This window comes from Paraburkholderia caffeinilytica, assembly GCF_046030355.1.
GTDB classification, from domain to species: Bacteria; Pseudomonadota; Gammaproteobacteria; order Burkholderiales; family Burkholderiaceae; genus Paraburkholderia; species Paraburkholderia caffeinilytica_B.
In genome coordinates, this window is the sequence record NZ_JAQQCQ010000076.1 from 1 (window position 1) to 211 (window position 211).

A 211-nucleotide genomic window follows, 5' to 3' on the forward strand; every position below is an offset into this window, starting at 1 on the left:
AGCGATGCGCGGGGCGATGTTCTTGCCGTAGGCGGTCGCCGGCGCGAAGATGTGCGAGTAGTCCTTCGCGATGTTCAGCACCGTCGCTTCGACGTTTTCTGCCAGACCTGCTGCCAGTTGCGGCGCGTCAGCGAGCAGGACCTTCGAAACACCTGCGATCTTCGCTGCTGCATCCGCTGCCGCCTGCGCGTTGTGACCTGCGACCAGCACA

1 protein-coding gene is annotated in these 211 nt (G+C 64.0%); it reads right to left on the reverse strand.

Translation table 11 applies throughout. From position 1 onward, the window contains the following. Positions 1-211, reverse strand: a 211-nt coding sequence (locus tag PQQ95_RS36585; RefSeq protein ID WP_459252001.1) for an adenine nucleotide alpha hydrolase family protein, incomplete at both ends; no start/stop codon positions are given.